A 14,622-nucleotide genomic window follows, 5' to 3' on the forward strand; every position below is an offset into this window, starting at 1 on the left:
ACAGATGTTTACGACATTACCACCGGTTATTAACTGTGTTTATTTTAAATTAATGCAATTAATATCAATGTATTAATATTTTTTATATTAAGTATTACTATATATAATAATTGACAATTTACAATTGTAACCTCTGATTGTATTTTAAAAATATTTACATTTGTAATTCGCTAACTCAAAAGATGTTTTACAATGGTAAACACTGATGACTTTATCAAACGACTGGAAATACTGCTCGAGTATTATGGACTTTCGGCTTCGGCTTTTGCTGATTCAATAGGTGTACAACGCTCCAGTTTATCACACCTACTCTCTGGTAGAAACAAACCAAGTTTGGATTTTATACTTAAAATAATTGCGTATTATCCAGAAGTCGATCTGTACTGGATTTTAAATGGGAAAGGAGAATTTCCAAAACAAGAGTTAACGCCTGTTCCACCACCTACTGTTGTCGCATCCGATTTATTTACAACGCCAGAAGAATCCGTTGAGGCTGTATCGGAACCGAAACCGTATTTATCTCTAAAAGATGCCGACGAGATTGAGCGCATTGTAATCTTTTTTAAAAACGGAACTTTTAAGGAATACATACAAAAATAAAATCTCCGCTATCGATACTTGACTGACAACGGAGATCTATAACCAACCACAAACGTTAAAATAAAAACAAACTTTTCTGCCCTAAACTGTATTATTCATTAGCATTAATTCATAGCAATTTTTCCCCGATGTTTCCTCCCAAAAAACCGGAAATACAGTTTTATCCACTGCTGTTTCCCTACTCTGGGCAGAAAAGATGCCAATTAGTTTTGCCTGGTAAAAGCCTGAATTAATACCAAATCAAAAATCTAATTTCAGGGTATATACGAAAGAGGTAAATTTATGGTTTTAGAAAAGTTTATTTTTTTACGATTTTTTTTTTCGACACAAAGCTATATTCCGGAATTTTTCCAGTTACACCGACATAATTTTGTTCCAATATTTCAAAATCGTTGTCCCGGTTTCCTGTCGGATAAAATGGCTCGCCAATTTTTACCTCTTTTTTACCATAATCAAAGGCAACCGGAATTATAGGGACTTCTGCTTTTAAGGCGATATAATAAAACCCTGTCTTCCATTCGGTTACTCTTTTTCGGGTACCTTCGGGCGCTATAGCGAGTCGGAAAACAGCTTTATTTTCAAAAACTTTGGCTATTGCATCGACTTTATTTTCGTTTTTCTGACGGTTTAATGGAGCACCGCCCATCCATCGGAAATAAGCTCCGAAAGGAAATGTAAATAATTCTTTTTTAGCCACAAAATTCATCTCCTGATTCATAATTCCACGTGTAAAAACACCAAGGTAAAAGTCGTGCCAACTCGTGTGTGGTACCACTATCATCACACATTTTTTGATTTCAGGAGCAATGGTTCCGTTAATCGACCAGCCCATACACTTAAAGAAGATAAAACGATAAAGATTTTGTTTCATTTTAAAAAGTTTGCTGTAAAAATAGCATTATATTTACGAATAGAAAATGTTGCCAAATGATATCGAAGAAACTACTGAGTTACTTTATTCCGATTAAAATTCACCAAAAAAAATCAGCAATCAATAAAAACCTGGAAGTTACCTGGACCAATGGTCAACTGGTAATGGACTCTAAAAACACCAATTACTCTTACGGTAGTTTACAGCGAATCCTCCGAAAAGGACTGCATTATATCGGTTTCGAGAGAATACGTAATTTTAAAAGCATCCTTGTTTTGGGTGTCGCTGGCGGTAGTGTGGTTAAAACGCTAACGGATGAAATTGGCTTTAAAGGTCAAATTACCGGTGTGGAACTCGATCCGGAAGCGATAGCACTGGCGAAACAATATTTTCAAATCGATACGATTCCGAATTTCACCATTATACAGGATGATGCTTTTGAGTTTGTTTTAAAAACCCGTGAAAAATACGATTTGATCATTATTGATGTATTTCAGGATACGGTAATGCCGAACTTTTTGTTTGAAGAATTCTTTATAAACAGGATTAACTTTTTACTTACTGTAAATGGTTTTATTTTGTTTAATACCATGGTTTTAAACAGCGATCACAAACAACGAAACAGTGATTATCGTTCGCGATTTGATCCGAATTATTCGGTGCGGATGTATCCGAAAGTCGAGGATCACAACGAATTATTTACCATTAAAAAATTGGCCTGATTATGCTAACAAACACCATCGCACTTGAAATCAAAAAAGCGTCCAAAGAATGCACACCGATACTAATAATGGAAATTTCAATTGCTGATGAAAGTTGGCCGTTGCACACCAATTATTTTGCGATTTTATGGATTCATAGCGGTAACGGAATCGTAGAAACCGATCTGATGAAAGCGCCTTATGTCGAAAATGAGATTTACTGTTTTAATACCTATCAGGCATTTGCGCTACATTCAAAAGAGACAACCAAGGCTACACTCCTATTATTTCACGCTAATTTCTTTTGTATCGAAACGTATCACCATCAGGTAGGTTGTAATGGTGTGTTGTTTAATAATAGTTATGCGACATCTAAAATTGCGATTCCTTCCAAAGACCGTGATGAATTACGGACGTTATTTCAGAATATCAAAAGTGAAATCAATGAAATGGAATTGGCTTCAAACGAACTTGTTTTTTCCTACCTCAAAATATTCCTGATCAAATTAACACGACTCAAAAATGAAACGGAAACTCTGATTTCTCCTGATGTTCCGATGCTTCCCGATTACCTGTTACAATTAACCAATCTGATTGACGAACATTTTCAGTCGCAACACCAGCCGGCTTTTTATGCCGAAAAATTAAATACTACAGTTAAAGCCCTTAGTACGGCAACCAAAAAATATTATCAGAAAACCGTTTCGGCACTGATACTAGAAAAACTAATCCTAAAAGCCAAATGGGAATTATTGCACACCAATACGCAAATTAAAACCATTGCTTCCGATCTTGGATTTAAAGACGAATACTATTTTAGTCGGTTTTTTAAAAAACATATCGGACTTTCGCCCAAACACTTCCGGGAAGAAGAATGGAAAATCCGAAAAGGATTTTTGTCCATTCCTTAGTCCTTTTTGTTTATTTTCTGTTTAAACAATAAGCCGGATCTTTGTCTTATAATCTAAAAATCATTATTATGGATAAATTATTTGAGTATGCGGCCCGTTTGCAACAAACCGGAATCCAGTTAACGCGAATTGGTTTAATTGTGGTTTTAATCTGGATTGGCGGATTAAAAGCCTTTCGTTATGAAGCCAATGGAATCGTTCCGTTTGTTGCGAATAGCCCGTTTATGAATTTCTTCTATCATTATGACACTCCGGATTATAAAACCCATATGAATAAGGAGGGCGAATACAAGCCGGACAATATAGCCTGGCATAAAGAAAATAATACCTATGCTTTTTCGTATGGTTTAGGTGCTTTGATTGTTGGAATCGGAATACTGATTGCATTATATCCTGTTGCACCCGGCGTATCGGCTGTAGGAAGTTTTTTAGCTTTTGGAATGGCATTTGTGACGCTATCTTTTTTGATTACCACACCCGAAGCCTGGGTTCCTGATTTGGGTGATTCCGAGCACGGATTTCCGTATCTGAGTGGCGCCGGACGATTGGTAATAAAAGATGTTATTATGCTAGGTGCGGCATTGGTAACCATGAGTCAGGCGGCTCGTCGTTATCTGGATTTAAAAAAGAAATAAAATGTTTATTGATGTTCGTTTCTGGAGTCAATTTGAGACATGCTGTAAAAGACTACAAAAAATATAAAATACAAGCCACTTTGGTAAGCTTTTTGATGGGAATTGTTTTAAATAACAATAAAAACAAAAAATTATGATGAAAAAACCTTTAACATCGTTGGTATTCGTCGCTCTATTGTCGCTCACCGCCTGTAAAAAAACGGGAAATGTGGCAAAAGAAACGTCCGCTGCCGACAGTACACAAGTAACCAGAACCGTTTCGGGTATGTATGAAGGTGTTTTACCATGCGCTGATTGCCCCGGAATTGAGACAACTGTGGCTTTTAATGATGACGCCACTGTTTCGAAAACGATTCTGTATCAGGATCGGGATAAAACCAGTGAAACCGAAAAGGGAAACTGGAAATTAAACGGACCTTATGTAGAGGTTACTTTCGCGGACAATCAGAAAGAATTTTACCTGATTAAAACCGATAGCACCATAGCGATACTCGACCAGGATAAAAAAGAAGTGCAAACCGATTTGGCTTCCCATTATATTTTGTCAAAAGAAAAACCATTGGAACCGAAAACACTTAACGGAAATTATATTCAGGGTGAAGTTGGAAAAGGCTACTATCAAACCTTATCCTTAAAAAATACAACCGATAACGAATTTGATGTGGCGGTAACTTTTAAAGCAGCGACCAAAAAAGGCTGTGAATTTAAAGGCAAAGGTGTTTTGGTAAATAACCGAATCGAAGTCAACTTAAAAGATACTAATCCCAATTTAAAAGCCATAATGACCATTTCGTTTGACAGCAAAACAGCAACAGTGTCGACTTCTAAATTTAACGAACGTTATGACCTGATGTATTTCTGCGGTGGCGGTGGTACTTTAGGTGGTGATTACAACCGGGAATAAAGAAAAAAGAACAATACGATAACAAAAAAGGAGAAATTAATTCTCCTTTTTTATTTTAGGATCATTTTACGTGCTTTTTCCAAATCTTCCGGTGTATCAATTCCAATGCCAACATGGGTCGTTTCGACCATTCGGATACGTTTTCCATATTCCAGATAGCGTAATTGTTCTAATTTTTCAGAAGCTTCCAATGAGAGCATCGGCAAACGGTAGAAATCCAGTAAGGCTTCCTTGCGGAATGCATAAATCCCGATATGCTGCATATACCGTACGCCTACATTTGTTTCGCGCGGATACGGTATCACCGAACGGGAAAAATACAAGGCAAAACCTTTTTGATCGACAATAACTTTTACATTGTTCGGATTTTTAATTTCTTTTATATCGGTAATTTCCCGCATCACAGACGCCAGATCAACCGTTTTTTCGGTATCATTTCTAAAAATGTGCAGGACTTTTTCCAGCGGTTCTTTGTTGATAAATGGTTCGTCGCCTTGTACATTAACTACAATGTCAACATCCATGTTTTCAACCGCTTCTGCAATCCGATCGCTTCCACTTTCGTGTTCCTTGATGCTCATAATTGCCTTACCGCCATTTGAAACAATTTCCTGAAAAATAAGATCCGAATCGGTAACCACAAAAACATCATCAAATAAGTTTGTTTGCAAGGCACTTTCGTAGGTTCTTAAAATCACCGTTTTACCGCCCAAATCCTGCATTAATTTGGCAGGAAAACGTGTTGAGGCATATCGCGCCGGAATTACAGCTATTATTTTCATAGTATGTTTTCTGTTTAAATTCTAAAAATACAAATCAATCTTCAAAATACTCATCCTTAAAACCAATAAGATACAATTTGTCTTTGGCTCGTGTCATGGCGGTATACAACCAGCGAATATAATCCCGGTTAATACCTTCTGGCAAATACGGTTGTTCGATAAAAACCGTATTCCATTGTCCACCCTGCGATTTATGGCAGGTAATGGCATAAGAAAATTTTACCTGAAGGGCATTAAAATACGGATTGGCCTTTACTTTCTGTAATTTGCGATATTGTGTACGTTCGTCTTGATAGTCCAATAGTACTTCCTGATATAATAAATTGGACTGTTCATACGTTAATGACGGTGACTCACTTATGATCGTATCCAGGATCATTACGGTTTCGAACGGAATCTGATTTGGATAATCGACCATTCGGATTTTTACTTTGGCAAATTTGAATCCGTATAGTTCCTGAATTTTAAAAATTTCGAGAATCTCAATAATGTCGCCATTTGCGATAAAACCGGCTTCATCGGAATCCTTAAGCCAGAAATAATTGTTTTTGACCACCATCATAAAATCGCCCGCCGATAATTCACTTTCTTTGTCCAAAATACGCGAACGAATCTGCTGGTTGTACTGATTGGCTCTTTTATTGGAGCGTACGATAAATGCGGTATCTTCGATACTATAATTGCTGTAAGCCTGGTGAATCGCATCTTGTATATCATAACCATCCGTTAATCGGATAATATCTTTAAAACCACGTAATCGGAATTGAAACGACTCGATAAACTGCGATTTTAGAATTTCCCGTAATTCGGTAGCATTAAACAAAATTCCGGACTTCTCCTCCTGTCGCATTACTTCGTCCAGCTCGATATGCTGTATTTCCATGCTGTAATTCATCGCAAGCCCGTCGATATTTAAAGCCGGACTCACTTCCATATTTACCGGTGGCAACTGTGCTGTATCGCCTACCAGTATCATTTTGCATTTATAACCCGAGTAAATATAAAGAATCAAATCATCCAATAACGAGCCATTTTCATACATACCCGAATCACTATTCGCATCAGAAATCATAGATGCTTCATCGACGATAAACACCGTATTTTTGAACTTATTCGGTTGCATTGTAAAATGAACACCGCCACCACTTCCCTTTTTTGGAAAATAAATACGTTTATGAATCGTAAATGCCGGTTTTTGGGAGTAATTGGAAATCACTTTTGCCGCTCGTCCCGTAGGTGCCAGCAAAACATATTTTTTACTAACGTCTTTCAGTTGATTGACAATAGTAGAAATCACTGTTGTTTTTCCCGTTCCGGCATAACCTTTAAGCAGGAAAATTTCATCATCATTTTCGTTTATAATAAAATCGGCTATTTTCTGAAAAAAGATATCCTGTTTTTGCGTGGGCAAATACGGAAAGTTTTGTTTTAAAGCATTATAAAATTTACCGGAATTCATGAAAACCAAAATAACATATTGAAGTTGTAAAACCCGCGTGACTACTACAACGGAAAAGAAGTCCAAAGATACATACCTTTTTTATCCCAAATCGGTTTCCGTGGCAAAAAAAATGTAAATTTGCTATCAATTACGATTTCAGATAATGTCATCAACTGCCACGATAGCTTTGAAAAACTATAAAAAATTGTCCCTTAAGGTCGCTCCAAACGGATTTTCATTTTGTGTTACCGACACACTGAATGATCGTATTCTGGAATTAGAGTCTGTTGCATTTAATTATACCCAATCGCTGGAAGATCAATTATGGAGAACATTTGTGGACTATCCTGCATTAACGCGGCACTATGACGACATTGTGGTTTTGCACGACAATAATTTTAACACTTTTGTACCCAAGGCACTTTTCGATGAAAATTTTCTGGGAAGCTATTTGCAATACAATACCAAAGTATTTGAATCCGATTTTTTTGCTTTTGATGAAATCGAGGTTCACGAAATGAATAATGTATATGTTCCGTTTGTAAATGCGAATAATTTCCTGATTGATCAGTTCGGAAGTTTTGACTATAAAAATAGCAATACCCCCTTGGTTTCGGCTTTGTTGGATTTATCGCGAAACAAAGAAGAAAAACAGGTTTTTATCCATATTCAAAACACTCATTTTGAAATAATTATAAGTCATAATTTAAAGTTATTATTATTTAATTCTTTTGAATATAAAACACCCGAAGATTTTGTGTATTATCTGTTGTTTACCCTCGAACAATTACAGCTCAATCCGGAAACGGTAGTCGTAAATTTGTTAGGTAAAATAACCCTGAATCATCCCTGCTATGAAATTGCCTACCGTTATGTGCGCAATATAGCGTTGTTGGATACGCAGGCCTTGCAAAAACGCTATTCGCTTGAAGAAAACAGTATTTTAGAAAATTTTATCCTCCTCCATTCATGAGAATAATTTCCGGAAAATATAAAGGAAGACGTATCAATCCTCCGAAAAATTTACCTGTCCGACCGACAACCGATATGTCGAAGGAATCCTTGTTTAATATATTAAACAATTATTTTAATTTTTCAGAATTACGGGTTCTGGATTTGTTTGCCGGTACCGGAAACATCAGTTATGAATTTGCGTCCCGCGGTTCCGGTCCGATTACAAGTGTAGATGGCGATTATGGTTGTGTTACGTTTATCAAAAAAACTGCAAAGGAATTTGACTTTGACATTACAGCGATCAAAAGTGATGTGTTTAAATTTTTAGAAAAAAGCAAAGCTACTTTTGATATTATTTTTGCCGATCCGCCTTACGGAATGGAACAAAAAGACTTTGAACGCATTGTTAGTCTGGTATTTGAAAACGAACTACTGGAAGAAGATGGTATGATGATCATTGAGCATTCCAAACATACTCCTATTAGTCATATGGCTAATTTTTCCTTTTTGAAAAACTACGGCGGTTCGGTATTTTCTTTTTTTGAATTGGAAAACGATACGGAAGAAGATGTTACCGACGAGGAAGACGAATTTGACAGTTAAAATAAAAAAAGCAGACCTGTAAGCCGGATTCTGTATTCCGATACATCGGAACCCTTATCATTTATCTAGCCCCGACATTACTGTCGGGATCTATCTGCCTACCCCTCAACAACGGACGAGCAGCCCTTAAATGTTGATATACATGGCATTTCACCGCATAGAGTTTACCTGGTTTCACTACAGCATTACCTGTACATACTTTCTGTTGCACTTGTCCTAATCCCGATAAATTCGGAACTGACGGGTGTTACCCGCTATGCTACTCTGTGGTGTCCGGACTTTCCTCCCTTCCGAAGAATCGGAACGACGATAAGGCGGTCTGCGGCTGCAAAGATAGCAGAATATTCGTGTTTCAGGCATTTTAAACAACAGTACTTTAACATTGCTTTATAGTCTGTTGAGAATAAAATGCTTATCTTTAAAGTGTATCCTCAAATTTTAAATTATGATCCGTATGTATCACTATGCCACCGTTACCAAAGCTTTGGAAGAACTGGCCGAAAAAGGTTTTTCTGTCGATTTTAATATTCACGAACAGGATATTATTCAAAATCCATCCAATTACGAGATCGTTCATATTTACCGTTACGAAGGCCAAACCAATCCCGACGATGAAGCTACCGTATATGGTATTAAATCCATTACCGGAGAAAAAGGTGTATTTGTAGCCGGACAATTGGCTTCTTCCGAAAATGACATTGAAAAAGTATTAATTGACCTAAGTATAAAAGGCAGAACCGAATAGCGTGTTATCCCTTTATATTGTTAAAAACTATCTGCAGCCGGTTTTGCAATTTGCTATTTTTACCGCTATATTTGCTGTAATATAAAGTCATGGAACAATTCATCGTATCAGCCCGTAAATACCGACCGCAAACGTTTAAAGACGTAGTGGGTCAGCAGGCTATTACCAATACTTTATTAAACGCTATCGATAATAACCATCTGGCGCAGGCGTTGCTCTTTACAGGTCCGCGTGGTGTTGGAAAAACTACTTGTGCGCGTATTCTGGCTCGTAAAATCAATCAGGAAGGTTACGATGATCCATACGAAGATTTTGCATTTAATGTATTTGAACTGGATGCGGCTTCGAATAACTCTGTAGACGATATCCGTAACCTTATTGATCAGGTACGTATCCCACCGCAAACCGGAAAATTTAAAGTATATATCATCGACGAGGTGCATATGCTTTCCCAGGCAGCTTTTAACGCCTTCCTTAAAACATTAGAGGAACCGCCAAAGCATGCTATTTTTATCCTGGCAACTACCGAAAAACACAAGATTATCCCAACTATTTTGTCGCGTTGTCAGATTTTTGATTTTAAGCGTATTACCGTTAAGGATGCCAAAGAACACCTTGCCGAAGTAGCTAAAAGTCAGAATATTGTTTTTGAAGACGATGCACTCCATATCATTGCTCAAAAAGCAGATGGTGCAATGCGTGATGCTTTGTCCATTTTTGACCGTGTAGTTTCCTATTGTGGAACTAATCTGACACGTCAGGCGGTAACCGAAAACCTAAATGTATTAGATTACGAATATTATATTAAAGTAACAGATCTGATTCTGGAAAACAGGATTCCGGAATTATTGTTAGCTTATAACGATATACTGGCAAAAGGATTCGATGGTCATCATTTTATAGCCGGACTGGCCTCACATTTCAGAGATTTGTTGGTATGTAAAAATCCGGCAACTTTAGTATTATTGGAAGCTGGCGAAGTGGCACAGAATTTATACAAAGAACAGGCTCAAAAAACGTCTCAGGAATTCCTGTTACAGGGAATTGATGTGGCAAACGATTGTGATTTAAAATACAAAAGCAGTCAGAACCAACGTCTTTTAGTTGAATTATGCCTGATGCAACTGGCCTCCATTACTTTTGATGGAGAAAAAAAAAAGCTAAGTCATACATAATCCCTCCCGATTTTTTCAGGAATAATCCCAAACCGGTCGCATCAAGCCCGGAGGTGACTGCCATTCCACAAACTCAGGCGCAACCCAATCCGCATCCGGCAAACGTTCCGTCGCAGGAAGTTGCTGCTACAGTTGTTCCTGTTAATCCGGAACCTGTAGCGGTAAAAATGGTTACGCCGGAGATTAAACCTATGCTTGCTCCCGACCTGAATGCCGAAAAGAAAGTTTCTGCTTTTTCGTTGGCCAGTATCCGGGCCAAAAAGGAACTGGAAGCGCAGCAAAAAGCCAATGTATTACAACACGATGAACTTCCGCGGGAAGCCTTTTCCGAAACCGATATGTTGTTGCAATGGAATAAATTTGCACAACGTTTAAGTGATAAAGGGCAAAAAATTATGGCCACTTATATGCAAATCAACGATCCGGTTTTGGATGCCGATGGTACAACTATAAAACTCGAGTTGCCAAACGAAGGCTCCAAAGTTGATTTTGACAATAATAAAATTGAACTTCTAGGCTATTTACGCGGAAAATTACATAACCACGACATTGTTATCAATGTCCATGTCAATGAAGTTGTTGAAACCAAATATGCTTTTACGGCTTTGGAAAAATTTGACAAATTAAAAGCCATCAATCCGGCTTTGGAATTATTGCGTAAAACATTTGACCTTGATATATAATCTTTAGGCCAGTTTTTGTCCTAAACGAAAGGCTTTTTCCAACCATTTTTTGCGTTGTTCCGCATTTGACGTTTTTATAATTCCAAAATACGACACCTTTACCGGTTTTACGCCACAAAATTCCAATACGGCTTTTTTTAACTGATTGACACTCGGTTTTCCATAAACCAGCCAATAATAAAAACCCGGCTGATCCAATGTTGTTATAATTCGGGCTGTTTTTCCGTTTAGTAATTTATCCCACCAAACGGAATCTTTACGGTAGCGAAATGCCATTCCGGGTAAAAAAAGGCGATCCAAAAATCCCTTGGTAATCGCAGGAAGCCCGCCCCACCAAACCGGATGTACCCAAACCAAATGATCGGCTTGCTGAATTAATTCCCATGCTTTTTGTAAATCCGGTTCCAATTCCATCCGTTTTTGATAGCCAAAACGCAAATTCGGATCAAAATCCAAATCGGCTATCGTTACAACCGACACTTTTGCATCAGTTGTTTGCACTCCTCTTAGATACGCATCCGCTAAAGCGAAATTAAAACTGTCTTTGTTTGGGTGGCCATTAATGATCAGTATGTTTTTCATAACTACAAACGTTGTTTTACAGTTTAAATGTATTGATTTTAATCGTTTTATTAGTCGTCAGTGCGGTTATCATTTCATTTGGTTGATACAATTGATGACTAAAATAGATTCCATTCGAAAATGAGCAGTTTTCTAATTTCTCGATATGCAAAACCGTAGCAAACGCGGTTAATTCCGATTGTCCTTTGTCGCTTTGCAAAACGGTTTTTGACCTTCCGTTTGTAGTCGTCGCCAATACTTCAAAAGTAGTCTTATCCCCTTTTCCATTCGCACTAAAAAGCAATCTTCTGTTTTTTAGCGACAAAAGATCAAATAATCGGACGGATTGAAAAATCCCTAACAAAAAGGTTACCAATTTCGAACTATAGGTCATTTTAACCGAAACCGTCGGGATTTTTTCAATGGTATTCAGAATAAATAAATCCGGGACATCAAAATTGTAAACCTGTCGTTTTCCGATTTCAAAGGCAAAATCGTATTTTTCGGAATCTAAAAAATGTAGGAGCGTTACCGGTAGATTTTCTTTATAACGGAGAAACGGTTTGCTGACATTTTCGGCCATAAAATGTGCTGAACTTTCACCCGCTTTATCCTTAATCGAATAATACACGAATAATTCCACCGCTTTTGTATTTTCTAAATCCTGTAGTAAACCGGACATAACACCCGCCATCCATCCGGAGCTAAATACAATTTTACTCGATAATTTCTTTTCTTTAGAGGCAATCGAAAATGCCTCAGTCAAATCGGGAGTGGGTTTGGTAATGTCGATATAATCGATCTGATTGTCGATCGCATAATACAATACATTATTTAGTTTGTCATTTACGCATAATACAATCAGGTCGATTGCTTGTTTGGAAATTTCAGACAATGTGGAATAATCCATCACATCAATTGTCAACCGATTCGGGAAATTACTTTCTTTACGACTGCCTATAAACAGGTTACAATCGGGATTTCTGGATTTTAAAATTTGGAAAATGGTAGAACCGATCAGACCTGTTCCTCCAATGATAAGGATGTTTTTTTGCATAACTGGAATTGTTTTCTGCAAAAATATTGGAGGATTAAAGCGAAATTACCAGACATATGTCCAATAGTGAATTCTCCAGGAATTTAAAAACTTACACTACTTTTCGGATACGGCTCAAATGCCTTGGTGTAATTCCTAAAAATGAAGCCAGATATTGTAAAGGAATCAATTTGATATATAAAGGCTGTAATCGAAACAATTCTTCGTAACGTTCTTTACCGGAAAATTTCTGAAAGGATGCAATTCTTTTTTCCAGTTGCACATATTGGGTTTCGGCCAGAATACGCCCCACTTTTTGCCAGTTGCTATTCTCAAAATACAAGCGTTCGAGGTCGTCCTGATGCAAAACCTCCAATTCGGTATCAAAAAGTGCCTGAATGTTTTCATCTGTTGATTTTTTAGTCACAAAACTCGAAAAAGCAGACATTAATTCATTTTCAAACGTGATGCAATTGGTAATTTCATCACCATCACCATTGATATAAAAAGAACGCAGCGCTCCGGATTTAATAAAAACAATTTCATCACAAACGGTATTTTCCTCTATCAGGTATTCCCCTTTTTTTAAACTTCGTTCGGTAAGTATATCATCCAGCATATCCAATTCGGCTGCCGTCAGAATCCCCAGTTTTTTAAACAATGTTTTCATAAGAATAGTACTATTATTTTTGAAGCTCCATAGATAAAATCGGGAACGGTTTTCCATTAGGATCCAAAGGTTCTCTCTTTACCGTTTTAAAACCGAGATATTCATAAAAACCCACCGCCTGTACATTTTGTTCATTTACATCAACTTTTCGTGCATTTTGTTTCTTTACAGCAAAATCAAGCAAAGCTTTACCTACTCCTTTTCCACGATAATCGGGACGGATAAAAAGCATTTCAATTTTATCGTCATCTAACCCTATAAAACCCCTAATTTCGTTATGATCACGCGTACAGAAAAGGCTTACTGCTTTTAGATATTCATTTAAAATCAGCGGTTTGTAGTATTGAATATCGGCTTCCGTCAAAAAGGTATGTGTTGCACGAACGGACGCTTCCCATAGATCGGTAATCTCTATATAATCCGCTATAGAAGGTGTAACAATTGTCATCTCCATTTTTTAAATTTTGTCGTAATACATAGCCTTAACAATCCCATCAGATAAACCTATTTTTGGCACATAAATATTTTTGGCACCACTCCATTTCATAGCATTCAGATAAATTCGTGTTGCCGGGATAATGACATCGGCACGATCCGGATTTAAACCGATTTCGGAGATACGTTGTTCGTACGATAATGAATTCAGGTATTGATATTGTGCGTTTACATAGGCATACGACAATGGTTTTTCCTGTAATTTCCCGGAAAGTTTAAATAATTTATTGATATTTCCACCGGAACCGATCAATGTAATATGATCATACGGTTCCGTTTGTACTTTAATCCATTTTTCAATTTCCTGCCAAACCACCTCATTTACCATATTATTCAGCAAACGAACCGTACCGTTTTTAAACGATTTGGAAGCAACCATTTGACCTTCTGAGAACAACGAAAACTCAGTACTTCCCCCGCCAACATCCACATAAAGATAAGTCTGATCCGTTTTAATAAAGTGACGTAAATCGGAAGATGCTATAATTTTAGCTTCTTTTTTTCCGTCGATAATATTGATTTTTATATCGGCTTTTTTCTTGATAATATCAGCCACTTCCTGTCCGTTATAAGCCTCACGCATAGCGGAAGTAGCACAAGCCATATAACGTTCTACTTTATATACTTTCATTAACAGCTTAAACGCTTTCATCGCATCAACCATTCGCTCGATATTATCATCGGTAATTTCACCAACGGTAAAGGCATCCTGTCCCAAACGAATGGGAACACGAACCAATTCACTTTTATTAAATTGCGTTTCTTTACCGACCTGCTCCACGATATTGGTGATCAATAATCGCATAGCATTGGAACCGATATCGATAGCGGCATATTTTTTAATCGAAATCATAT

General features: G+C 37.2%; 18 protein-coding genes and 1 other RNA gene. 10 read left to right on the forward strand and 9 right to left on the reverse strand.

Features of this window, described 5'->3' with window-relative positions:
• Positions 1-192 precede the first annotated feature (192 nt).
• Complete coding sequence (locus tag E6C50_RS02285; protein WP_136401580.1) at positions 193-600, forward strand: helix-turn-helix transcriptional regulator; 408 nt, start codon at positions 193-195, stop codon at positions 598-600.
• A 298-nt stretch (positions 601-898) separates the two neighbouring features.
• Here the strand turns inward: E6C50_RS02285 and E6C50_RS02290 are convergent, their stop codons facing one another.
• Positions 899-1,471, reverse strand: coding sequence for a 1-acyl-sn-glycerol-3-phosphate acyltransferase (locus E6C50_RS02290; protein ID WP_136401581.1), 573 nt, complete (start codon positions 1,469-1,471; stop codon positions 899-901).
• A gap of 59 nt (positions 1,472-1,530) precedes the next feature.
• On the opposite strand from E6C50_RS02290, the gene E6C50_RS02295 reads away from it, so the two are divergent.
• From E6C50_RS02295 to E6C50_RS02310, 4 genes are all read left to right on the forward strand, one after another.
• A complete protein-coding gene (locus E6C50_RS02295) occupies positions 1,531-2,193 on the forward strand; it encodes a spermidine synthase (RefSeq protein WP_136402058.1) in 663 nt (220 codons plus the stop codon).
• Positions 2,194-2,195: 2 nt separating this feature from the next.
• Positions 2,196-3,083: a helix-turn-helix domain-containing protein gene (locus E6C50_RS02300; protein ID WP_136401582.1), complete on the forward strand. Its 888-nt coding sequence runs from the start codon at positions 2,196-2,198 to the stop codon at positions 3,081-3,083.
• 68 nt (positions 3,084-3,151) lie between these two features.
• On the forward strand, positions 3,152-3,718 hold the full coding sequence (locus tag E6C50_RS02305; RefSeq protein ID WP_136401583.1) for a DUF417 family protein: 567 nt from the start codon (positions 3,152-3,154) through the stop codon (positions 3,716-3,718).
• Positions 3,719-3,851: 133 nt separating this feature from the next.
• Positions 3,852-4,622 carry a copper resistance protein NlpE gene (locus E6C50_RS02310; RefSeq protein WP_136401584.1) on the forward strand — a complete coding sequence of 257 codons (771 nt, stop codon included), beginning with the start codon at positions 3,852-3,854 and terminating at the stop codon, positions 4,620-4,622.
• A gap of 50 nt (positions 4,623-4,672) precedes the next feature.
• Here the strand turns inward: E6C50_RS02310 and kdsB are convergent, their stop codons facing one another.
• Both kdsB and E6C50_RS02320 read right to left on the reverse strand, forming a co-directional pair.
• Positions 4,673-5,404, reverse strand: a complete 732-nt coding sequence (gene kdsB / locus E6C50_RS02315) for a 3-deoxy-manno-octulosonate cytidylyltransferase (RefSeq protein WP_136401585.1) — start codon at positions 5,402-5,404, stop codon at positions 4,673-4,675.
• 34 nt (positions 5,405-5,438) lie between these two features.
• A complete protein-coding gene (locus E6C50_RS02320; RefSeq protein ID WP_136401586.1) occupies positions 5,439-6,863 on the reverse strand; it encodes an ATP-dependent DNA helicase in 1,425 nt (474 codons plus the stop codon).
• Positions 6,864-7,008: 145 nt separating this feature from the next.
• On the opposite strand from E6C50_RS02320, the gene E6C50_RS02325 reads away from it, so the two are divergent.
• Both E6C50_RS02325 and rsmD read left to right on the forward strand, forming a co-directional pair.
• The gene (locus E6C50_RS02325) at positions 7,009-7,818 is read left to right on the forward strand and encodes a DUF3822 family protein (protein WP_136401587.1); all 810 of its coding nucleotides are present in this window, start codon (positions 7,009-7,011) and stop codon (positions 7,816-7,818) included.
• A complete protein-coding gene (rsmD, locus tag E6C50_RS02330; protein WP_136401588.1) occupies positions 7,815-8,402 on the forward strand; it encodes a 16S rRNA (guanine(966)-N(2))-methyltransferase RsmD in 588 nt (195 codons plus the stop codon). Before E6C50_RS02325 ends, rsmD begins: the two co-directional genes overlap by 4 nt.
• Positions 8,403-8,405: 3 nt before the next feature.
• Here rsmD and rnpB read toward each other — a convergent pair.
• Positions 8,406-8,728, reverse strand: an RNA gene (gene rnpB / locus E6C50_RS02335) — RNase P RNA component class A.
• A gap of 119 nt (positions 8,729-8,847) precedes the next feature.
• On the opposite strand from rnpB, the gene E6C50_RS02340 reads away from it, so the two are divergent.
• The 3 genes from E6C50_RS02340 to E6C50_RS02350 all read left to right on the forward strand — a co-directional run bounded on the left by E6C50_RS02340 (position 8,848) and on the right by E6C50_RS02350 (position 11,005).
• Positions 8,848-9,147 (forward strand): hypothetical protein, encoded by a 300-nt coding sequence (locus E6C50_RS02340; RefSeq protein ID WP_136401589.1) that lies wholly within the window; start codon positions 8,848-8,850, stop codon positions 9,145-9,147.
• Between the two features lie 89 nt (positions 9,148-9,236).
• The gene (gene dnaX, locus E6C50_RS02345; protein WP_136401590.1) at positions 9,237-10,322 is read left to right on the forward strand and encodes a DNA polymerase III subunit gamma/tau; all 1,086 of its coding nucleotides are present in this window, start codon (positions 9,237-9,239) and stop codon (positions 10,320-10,322) included.
• Between the two features lie 53 nt (positions 10,323-10,375).
• Positions 10,376-11,005: a DNA polymerase III subunit gamma/tau gene (locus E6C50_RS02350; RefSeq protein WP_230978937.1), complete on the forward strand. Its 630-nt coding sequence runs from the start codon at positions 10,376-10,378 to the stop codon at positions 11,003-11,005.
• 3 nt (positions 11,006-11,008) lie between these two features.
• Here the strand turns inward: E6C50_RS02350 and E6C50_RS02355 are convergent, their stop codons facing one another.
• The 5 genes from E6C50_RS02355 to E6C50_RS02375 form a co-directional block, all read right to left on the reverse strand.
• Positions 11,009-11,587, reverse strand: a complete 579-nt coding sequence (locus E6C50_RS02355; protein WP_136401591.1) for an NAD(P)H-dependent oxidoreductase — start codon at positions 11,585-11,587, stop codon at positions 11,009-11,011.
• Between the two features lie 16 nt (positions 11,588-11,603).
• Positions 11,604-12,623 carry an NAD-dependent epimerase/dehydratase family protein gene (locus E6C50_RS02360; RefSeq protein ID WP_136401592.1) on the reverse strand — a complete coding sequence of 340 codons (1,020 nt, stop codon included), beginning with the start codon at positions 12,621-12,623 and terminating at the stop codon, positions 11,604-11,606.
• A 91-nt stretch (positions 12,624-12,714) separates the two neighbouring features.
• Positions 12,715-13,272, reverse strand: a complete 558-nt coding sequence (locus E6C50_RS02365; protein WP_136401593.1) for a Crp/Fnr family transcriptional regulator — start codon at positions 13,270-13,272, stop codon at positions 12,715-12,717.
• A gap of 13 nt (positions 13,273-13,285) precedes the next feature.
• The gene (locus tag E6C50_RS02370) at positions 13,286-13,726 is read right to left on the reverse strand and encodes a GNAT family N-acetyltransferase (RefSeq protein ID WP_230978938.1); all 441 of its coding nucleotides are present in this window, start codon (positions 13,724-13,726) and stop codon (positions 13,286-13,288) included.
• Positions 13,727-13,729: 3 nt separating this feature from the next.
• Positions 13,730-14,620, reverse strand: a complete 891-nt coding sequence (locus tag E6C50_RS02375) for a Ppx/GppA phosphatase family protein (RefSeq protein ID WP_136401594.1) — start codon at positions 14,618-14,620, stop codon at positions 13,730-13,732.
• Positions 14,621-14,622 lie beyond the last annotated feature (2 nt).

The sequence above is a fragment of the Flavobacterium supellecticarium genome (assembly GCF_004801375.1).
Taxonomy (GTDB): Bacteria; Bacteroidota; Bacteroidia; order Flavobacteriales; family Flavobacteriaceae; genus Flavobacterium; species Flavobacterium supellecticarium.

What these genes read in the sequence shown, in the direction of transcription:
- E6C50_RS02285 (WP_136401580.1), top strand. Translation starts at nt 193, where the DNA reads ATGGTAAACACTGATGACTTTATCAAACGACTGGAAATACTGCTCGAG.
- E6C50_RS02290 (WP_136401581.1), bottom strand. Translation starts at nt 1,471, where the DNA reads ATGAAACAAAATCTTTATCGTTTTATCTTCTTTAAGTGTATGGGCTGG.
- E6C50_RS02300 (WP_136401582.1), top strand. Translation starts at nt 2,196, where the DNA reads ATGCTAACAAACACCATCGCACTTGAAATCAAAAAAGCGTCCAAAGAA.
- E6C50_RS02305 (WP_136401583.1), top strand. Translation starts at nt 3,152, where the DNA reads ATGGATAAATTATTTGAGTATGCGGCCCGTTTGCAACAAACCGGAATC.
- E6C50_RS02310 (WP_136401584.1), top strand. Translation starts at nt 3,852, where the DNA reads ATGATGAAAAAACCTTTAACATCGTTGGTATTCGTCGCTCTATTGTCG.
- kdsB (WP_136401585.1), bottom strand. Translation starts at nt 5,404, where the DNA reads ATGAAAATAATAGCTGTAATTCCGGCGCGATATGCCTCAACACGTTTT.
- E6C50_RS02320 (WP_136401586.1), bottom strand. Translation starts at nt 6,863, where the DNA reads ATGAATTCCGGTAAATTTTATAATGCTTTAAAACAAAACTTTCCGTAT.
- E6C50_RS02325 (WP_136401587.1), top strand. Translation starts at nt 7,009, where the DNA reads ATGTCATCAACTGCCACGATAGCTTTGAAAAACTATAAAAAATTGTCC.
- rsmD (WP_136401588.1), top strand. Translation starts at nt 7,815, where the DNA reads ATGAGAATAATTTCCGGAAAATATAAAGGAAGACGTATCAATCCTCCG.
- E6C50_RS02340 (WP_136401589.1), top strand. Translation starts at nt 8,848, where the DNA reads ATGATCCGTATGTATCACTATGCCACCGTTACCAAAGCTTTGGAAGAA.
- dnaX (WP_136401590.1), top strand. Translation starts at nt 9,237, where the DNA reads ATGGAACAATTCATCGTATCAGCCCGTAAATACCGACCGCAAACGTTT.
- E6C50_RS02355 (WP_136401591.1), bottom strand. Translation starts at nt 11,587, where the DNA reads ATGAAAAACATACTGATCATTAATGGCCACCCAAACAAAGACAGTTTT.
- E6C50_RS02360 (WP_136401592.1), bottom strand. Translation starts at nt 12,623, where the DNA reads ATGCAAAAAAACATCCTTATCATTGGAGGAACAGGTCTGATCGGTTCT.
- E6C50_RS02365 (WP_136401593.1), bottom strand. Translation starts at nt 13,272, where the DNA reads ATGAAAACATTGTTTAAAAAACTGGGGATTCTGACGGCAGCCGAATTG.
- E6C50_RS02370 (WP_230978938.1), bottom strand. Translation starts at nt 13,726, where the DNA reads ATGGAGATGACAATTGTTACACCTTCTATAGCGGATTATATAGAGATT.
- E6C50_RS02375 (WP_136401594.1), bottom strand. Translation starts at nt 14,620, where the DNA reads ATGATTTCGATTAAAAAATATGCCGCTATCGATATCGGTTCCAATGCT.